6 protein-coding genes and 3 pseudogenes are annotated in these 6,869 nt (G+C 60.3%); 8 read left to right on the forward strand and 1 reads right to left on the reverse strand.

Annotation, left to right across the window (positions count from 1 at the left end; translation table 11 throughout):
- Positions 1-122 precede the first annotated feature (122 nt).
- The 8 genes and pseudogenes from CWO89_RS17460 to CWO89_RS17495 form a co-directional block, all read left to right on the forward strand.
- On the forward strand, positions 123-911 hold the full coding sequence (locus CWO89_RS17460; RefSeq protein ID WP_130580002.1) for a DUF2092 domain-containing protein: 789 nt from the start codon (positions 123-125) through the stop codon (positions 909-911).
- 41 nt (positions 912-952) lie between these two features.
- Positions 953-1,216, forward strand: coding sequence for a hypothetical protein (locus CWO89_RS47915; RefSeq protein ID WP_130580008.1), 264 nt, complete (start codon positions 953-955; stop codon positions 1,214-1,216).
- 49 nt (positions 1,217-1,265) lie between these two features.
- Positions 1,266-1,523 (forward strand): hypothetical protein, encoded by a 258-nt coding sequence (locus tag CWO89_RS17470; RefSeq protein ID WP_130580003.1) that lies wholly within the window; start codon positions 1,266-1,268, stop codon positions 1,521-1,523.
- Between the two features lie 79 nt (positions 1,524-1,602).
- A pseudogene (locus CWO89_RS17475) lies at positions 1,603-2,093 on the forward strand (DUF992 domain-containing protein).
- 50 nt (positions 2,094-2,143) lie between these two features.
- Positions 2,144-2,497 carry an HdeA/HdeB family chaperone gene (locus CWO89_RS17480; RefSeq protein WP_130580004.1) on the forward strand — a complete coding sequence of 118 codons (354 nt, stop codon included), beginning with the start codon at positions 2,144-2,146 and terminating at the stop codon, positions 2,495-2,497.
- Positions 2,498-2,721: 224 nt separating this feature from the next.
- Entirely contained in the window at positions 2,722-4,233 is a 1,512-nt protein-coding gene (locus CWO89_RS17485; RefSeq protein WP_130580005.1) for a DUF1254 domain-containing protein, read from the forward strand.
- Positions 4,234-5,706: 1,473 nt separating this feature from the next.
- Positions 5,707-6,024 carry a hypothetical protein gene (locus tag CWO89_RS17490; RefSeq protein ID WP_130580006.1) on the forward strand — a complete coding sequence of 106 codons (318 nt, stop codon included), beginning with the start codon at positions 5,707-5,709 and terminating at the stop codon, positions 6,022-6,024.
- 182 nt (positions 6,025-6,206) lie between these two features.
- A pseudogene (locus tag CWO89_RS17495) lies at positions 6,207-6,377 on the forward strand (alkene reductase); the annotation flags it as partial.
- 26 nt (positions 6,378-6,403) lie between these two features.
- Here the strand turns inward: CWO89_RS17495 and CWO89_RS17500 are convergent.
- Positions 6,404-6,869 (reverse strand): annotated as a pseudogene (locus CWO89_RS17500) (helix-turn-helix transcriptional regulator); the annotation flags it as partial.

A 6,869-nucleotide genomic window follows, 5' to 3' on the forward strand; every position in this document is an offset into this window, starting at 1 on the left:
TGCAGAATCCGGATAGTCCCCCGTTCTCCCCGTGTGAGATGAAAGCGTCATCGAGGTGCCTCACTCTACGGCGGAAGAAGGAAGGTACCCCCCATGATGACGTTGAACGGGAGAGCCGCGCCATGAAGAAGATGCACGAAGTGATCCGGTGGCCAATCCTGCTTGGCACGATAATGACCGCGAGCGTCACCCTCGTGTCGCAGGCCGGCGCGCAGGGCGATGCCGAAAAGCTCCTCAAGGCGATGACGGACTATGTAGTGAGCCAGAAGGCGATCTCCGTCACCTATGACTCCGACATCGAAGTCATCACTTCGCAACTGCAGAAAATCCAGTTCACCAGCTCCGGCCAGGTGCAATTGAGTCGCCCGGACAAGTTGCGCGCCACACGCACCGGCGGCTACCGGGACGTCGAGATCGTGTTCGACGGCAAGATGCTGACCATAAACGACAAGGACAACAAGGATTACGCTCAGATCGAAGCGCCCGGTACCGCGGAGGAATTGATCGACGGTCTGCGGGAAAAGCACGGTGTGGTCGCTCCCGGGGCCGACCTGCTGCTGTCCAACGTCTTCAATGTCATGATGCTCGACGTGGTCGAGGCTGCCGTGATTGGCAAGGGCGTCATCGACGGCGTCGAGTGCGACCATCTTGCCTTCCGCAACATGGAGACCGACTGGCAGATATGGATCGAATCCGGCGCTAGGCCGATCCCGCGCAAATATGTCATCACCAGCAAGGGGACCGGCCAGGCGCCGCAATATACCCTCCGGATCAAGGACTGGAAGGCGGACGTCGCGGCCGACACTTTTGCGTTCAAGCCGGACCCGGCCGCCAAGAAGATCGCGATCGGCGAACTCGGCGACATCGACGAAGTGCCTGAAGGCACCACCATGGCAGGAGGAAGGAAATGAACCGTAGTCTCACCGCTTTCGCTCGTCTCTCGCTTGGTGCCATGCTTGGCGCCGCCGTCCTATTGTGGAACGGTCAACTGCCGATAGCCCCCCAAGCCGCGTTCGTTTCTTCTGCCGAGGCGCGCGTAGGCCGCCCGCTGACGCCGATGAGTTATGCGGGCGTTGCCCGGCGGACTACACGCAGGGCCGTGGCAGTCGGTGCGGTAGCGACAGGTGCGGCCGTCGTGGCTGCGCCCGTGGTGGTCGCCCCCGCGTGCACGCAGGTCGTGGACGCCTATGGACGGATCGCCACCGTTTGCCGGTGAGACCAGTTCATAGCTGACAATAGGAGGATGACAATGGGAGGAGGCAACGATGAAGCGTTCGATTGCACTATCAGTCCTGCTGACAGCGGGCTTGATGACCGCCAGCAGTGAACAGGCCAGCGCCGTCGTCTACTGCCAGTATATCGCCTATCCCGCTGGTTGCGTCGTCAGACCCGGCGTCGTGTTGCGGCCGCGGCCGGTGGCGCGAGCCGTGGTGACTCCAGGCGTCGGTGCCTCGGGAGTGGGTGTACGACCAGGAACACCGATGAACCGTGGCGGTCCGGTCAATCGGGTTGGCAGGCGCTAAAACGGCGGAGACCGCTTTTTCGGGTCGCCGCGCTCCGTCATGTCGATCAATCCATTTTTCGAAGCGTTAGGGGATCATCATGTTCCAGAAAGTGTGCGCCGCTCCTTGTCTTCTGTTTGCTTCGAGCGTCGTGTCATTGATTGCGGTGATACCGGCCTCGGCGCAGGGTAACACCATCCGTCAAGGTGTACTCACTTGTCGAACTTCGGCGAGCGTCGGCCTGGTGGTCGGGTCACGCCAGAGGCTGGCCTGCCAGTTCAAATCCGAGTCCGGCCGACCCAGAATTATGTCGGCACCATCGGACGCCTGGGCCTTGACCTCGGCGTGACTGCAGGAGGCGTGATGGCATGGGCGGTGCTGGCGAGCACGCCCACGGTCCCGTCTGGCGCATTGGCCGGCGAATTCGTCGGTGCCAGCGGCGACATTTCGGTCGGCGTCGGTGTCGGTGCCAACCTGCTCGTCGGCGGCACGCGCAAGTCCGTCTCGTTACAGCCGCTGTCGGTGGAAGGGCAGGTCGGCGCCAACCTCGCGCTGGGCGTTGCGAGAATGAAGCTCCAACCAGTCAGTTGATTGCCACGACCACGCGCCGTGAGGTCACAACAACAGAAGGAATTGTCCAAATGATTGCGAAGAAACTCATCCTATGCTGCGCGGTTACCCTCACTGCGGGACCGGCTTTAGCCCAGGTCGAACTCAAAACCTACGCGGACCGCGACGGCTATCTTGATGTTCAAAAGCTGACGTGCGCCCAATTGGCGAACACGTTTCAGGAAGACGCCGATTATCTCGCTGCCTGGTACAGCGGTTGGTACAACGGCCTTGCCAAGAAGCACGTGATGCAGGTCGCCCGCGCCAAATCCCTGCAGCACGAAGTCATCGTCCATTGCAAGGCTAATCCGGGCAAAAAGATCATCGAAGCGATCGACGTGGTCTTCAAGGACTACCGGACAGCAGGCACCAAGATGAAGAAGTGATGGAGTGCCGACAGCCTGAGCCCTGTTGAGAATGAAAAAAGACGGGGCTGGCCGGCTGCTTTGGCCGCCAGGTTCCGCAACGGCGCAATCTGGACGCGATGCTCGGCTATCGCACTCCATGTCGACTTCGAAAAAAGGCGCAGACATTGCTACCAATATGACATGCTGACGCATGGACCTATCGCCGGTGTAACTCCGAAATGTTTAGTCATAGGGGGATTCGAATGAAGTTATCTTACATGGCGCTCGTTGCCATCTTGGCATCGACCGTCGTCCCGGCCTTCGCTCAAGAGCTGCCGAAACACAAATATTCTGCGAACGTGCCCTCATACATTCTCACGCCCGACACGGTGCAGACTCGCATCGGGACGCTGAAATTCTTCGACGGCTTGCCGGACAAGGAGACGGTCGAGAAAGTTTACGACCAGCTTGATTTTGGTCGGGGGGTTGAAGCTTTCATGTCGGGTATGCCGGCCGCATCAGTTTACGGGCTATGCGAGGGCTTGAGCAGCATCGGAGTCGAGCGCAACGGCGCCATCGGGATCACCGAAGATTTGATGGACGCGCGTTCCATATTCCTCACGCCCAATTCGACGACCGTCTATGTGTTTCTCTGTCTCGACCTGAACAAAGGTCCGATGGTCGTGCAGGTTCCGCCCAAAGTGCTTGGACCGGCGGATGACGCCTACTTCCACTGGATCACCGACGTCGGCCTCACCGGGCCCGACAGGGGCAAGGGCGGCAAATATCTGTTCGTTCCACCCGGCTACAAGGACGCTGTGCCGGATAGCGGCTATTTCGTTGCGCGGCCGAAGACCAACGGTGTTGTCATCTTCTATCGCGCCTTTGTCGAGAAGGGCGACGTTGCCGGCGCGGTAAAAGGCGTCAAGGCGAACGCTCGTGTTTACCCGCTATCGGCTGCGGCCAGGCCACCCGCGCAGAAATTCGTCAACACATCCGGCATGAAGTTCAATACGGTTCATGCCAACACCTTCCATTTTTACGAAGAACTCAACGCCGTGGTCCAGAATGAGCCGGCGGGATTTGCCGGACCGGAAACGATGGGTCTCTTTGCCGCAGTCGGCATCAAGAAGGGCGAGCCATTCGCTCCGGATGCGCGCATGAAGGCGATTCTCACGGACGCCGTCGCCGTCGCCAATGCCGCAGCGCGCGCCACCGTATTTGCGCCGCGGGATCCGCGCGTGAAGATCTATCCCGACCGTGAATGGGGGACGGCTTTTCCGGGCGGCAGCTATCAGTTCATGGACAACGGCGCCTACAATCTGGATGCGCGGTCATTGTTTCATTATTACGCGACCGGGATTACGCCGGCGATGGCGGCAGCAAGCCCCGGAAGCGGCTCTGCTTACGCGTATTCCGCCCGCGATTCCCAGGGGAGCTATCTCGAAGGCGGCAAGACCTACAAGATCACCTTACCGGCGCCGGTTCCGGTCAATCAATTCTGGTCTTTCACCGTTTACGACAATCAGACCCGCTCGATGCTGGAAACCAACCAGAAGCTCGCCGGTATCGACAGCAACCAGCCAAGCATCAAAAAGAATGCGGACGGCTCGGTGACGATCTGGTTCGGCCCGAAGGCGCCGGCCGGCCAGGAGAGCAACTGGGTCGAAACGGTACCCGGCAAGGGATGGAATTCGCTCTTGCGGCTCTACGGACCGCTCGAGCCGTGGTTCAACAAGTCCTGGAAGCCCGGTGATTTCGAGTTGGTAAATTGACGGGCGCCTTGCCGGCGCTCGGTGAGGGCGCCGGCAAGCAGCCGCTGATAGCTGATAGTCGCCTTGCACGGCATCAGACCTTCGAAACGCCGGCAACAAACCGAGCGCTCACTGTGGATAGGAAGCTGATTCTAGCCAGCGAAAATTCCTTACGGCACCACGCTGTTTCCGGCGATACTGTGCGGCCAATGTCAGCTTCTGGCCCATCACGTTGTTTTGCTGTCAAAAGGTAACCGCGTCGCTCTAGGGCAAAGCGGACGTCGCTTCGCTGCGTTGCCCCAGCGTGAGAAGGCGGCCCAATCCGCCCTGGTCCGAAAAGCCGCTCACCGCTTGATGGCTAATACGTGCTGGCCGCAGTCAGAGGGCCGGAAATCGAAAAGTGAGGGCCAATCACCACGCGGCAAATGTTGCGGTTGAGTAGCCGACGTTCGATATCGCATAATCTTCAATCAGCCGGAGGCACAGCGATGCAATTGCGGGTCTTTGGACGCACGGGAATGCAGCTCTCGGTGTTGGGCTTCGGCTGCGGCGCGGTCGGCGGTTTATGGTGCGCGGCGATCCCGTCGACCAGGTGCGGACCATCGCGCGGACTGGATCGACGACCGCCAACTGATGCTTGAATACATTCATGACCCGGCACCGATTAAGTACACCGTCACCGTAATTGGAATCGCCTAGAAGGCGGTGCCGACAGGTTTACACGTCAAGCTTGATTGCGGCCCATTCATAGTCGCGAGCTCGTAGCGCATCATTCGGACCCCACGGCTTATGAGCTTGCATCACAACCGTCAGGTCAAACACAATGCTCGGCCCGACAACCGTTTTGGAGCAGAGCGGACATCAAGTGGTAGGCAGAGCCCGCGGCATCGGTCGAAAATGACCCGAACCGGACAAAAAGCACTAAACGGTCCACACATAGTCCACAACTGAGCACGGACTGGGTCATACCGTACTGCGCGCGACATCTTTCGCCGTGTCGACGAGTTGATACACCTCGAGGCCCTCGTGCTTGCCTTTGACGAGATGCGTTCCCCGGCTGATGCAGTGAAAGCCGTCCGGGAGCATCTCAAAAATCTCGCGGCTGATCAGGGTGATCGACTCGGCCGGTGATCCAATTCAAAGCTAGAATTGAACTGACTGAAATCAACACAAGCAATCGCATACTTAGCAAGAGCGTCGGCATCAGTCCCAGCCGAGCATTATCTCGGCTCGACGCGATGCGTTTGGGTGCGAGATCGCTCATGTTGACGGTAGTGGCATTGGTCCACGTTAGCTTGTGAATGCCTGCCTTCCGAGGCCAGCACTATATCACGCGCGACTGGCCGCCGCTGCACTCAAGCCCGCTGCGCCCGCTCATCACGAGACGAACGAGCATGTCTTCGATCCCGGGCGGCATTCAGCCTTTTGGGACAATGAGTACGGTGACACGCAACGGAGTTGCTCACCCCGAGCCTCCTCCAAAGGAGTGTCGCCATGTCCCGCATCTCGATTCTGAAGCGCGCAATCAGCACGGCAAGGGCAGGCCTCGTCTTTGTCGGAATGCTTTCGCCGGCGCATGCGGCCTATCAGTACGATGTCGTCCGCGTTTTCCCCGATCTGCCAATTAGCCAGACTGCAGACCAAGCGCCGGCCGTGCTGACCGCGCAGCGGCCTTGGCTTGCTCCGGTCGGCCATCGGCAACCGCACCAAGCCGATGTCCCCCGGCACGAGGCCGTCGCGGCATGGGAGCGTCAGCAACAGCAGTTCGACCAGGAACTGGACCGGAAGCTGATCATCTGCCGCGGATGTTGACCGTTCCACAACGGTCATTCCCGGCGGGAATAATCACTAGTCCAACGGACCCGCTACCCGGCACGGCTGCCTTCTTTAGCTTTCTGGGTGTGAGTTCAACGAAACGAATGGCGGCCGCCGTCCTCCACGTAAACACTCAAACGAGAACCGTGATGCAAGGCAAGGTCGAGCCTCGTCGCGCCCGGGACGCCGACCTCGTTGCATTCGGCCGTCACTGCATCTCCAATCCGGATCTGCCCGGGTGGCTGCGGCGCGGCCTTGCGCTCAACCACCACGATCGGTCGACCTTCTACGGTGGCGGTGCGCGCGGCTACACGGATTACCCGACTGCCGAGGCGGCAGCGGCGGCCTGACCGGCATCGCGCCTTCATCTTCTAGGTCAGCGAGGACGCATCGCCGCCTCTCGTTGGCTAGACTCGTCAATCGTAGTCGCTTCGGCTGCTTCCGCAGGCTTCCCTTCGATGGGTGTTACGGGCCTTGCGAAGAGGTCCCGGCCAGATGGCGCCTGCATCTTGCGCCACTGCGCCGGAGTGACGCCCATGTGGCTCTTGAAGGCGCGCTGGAAGGCCGCTTCCGATTGATAGCCTACTGCCTCTGCCACAGCGCCGGTCGAAAGCGAAGACTTCTTGAGTTCGTTGGCTGCGAGCGTCATGCGGATGTCGGTGAGGAGATCACTGGCCGATCTTCCCAGCTTCTCCTGGAATTGCCGCGCGAGCGTCGCGCGCGACAGGTTGCTGAGGCGCGCAAGGTCAGGCAGCGACCATGCCCGCGCGGCTCGTTGAACAGAGCAGCCACCGCCGGTGCGAGGCGGGGATGACCGGCCAGGGCAAGAAGACCCCGCGGGG

This window comes from Bradyrhizobium sp. Leo170, assembly GCF_004296405.1.
GTDB lineage: Bacteria > Pseudomonadota > Alphaproteobacteria > Rhizobiales > Xanthobacteraceae > Bradyrhizobium.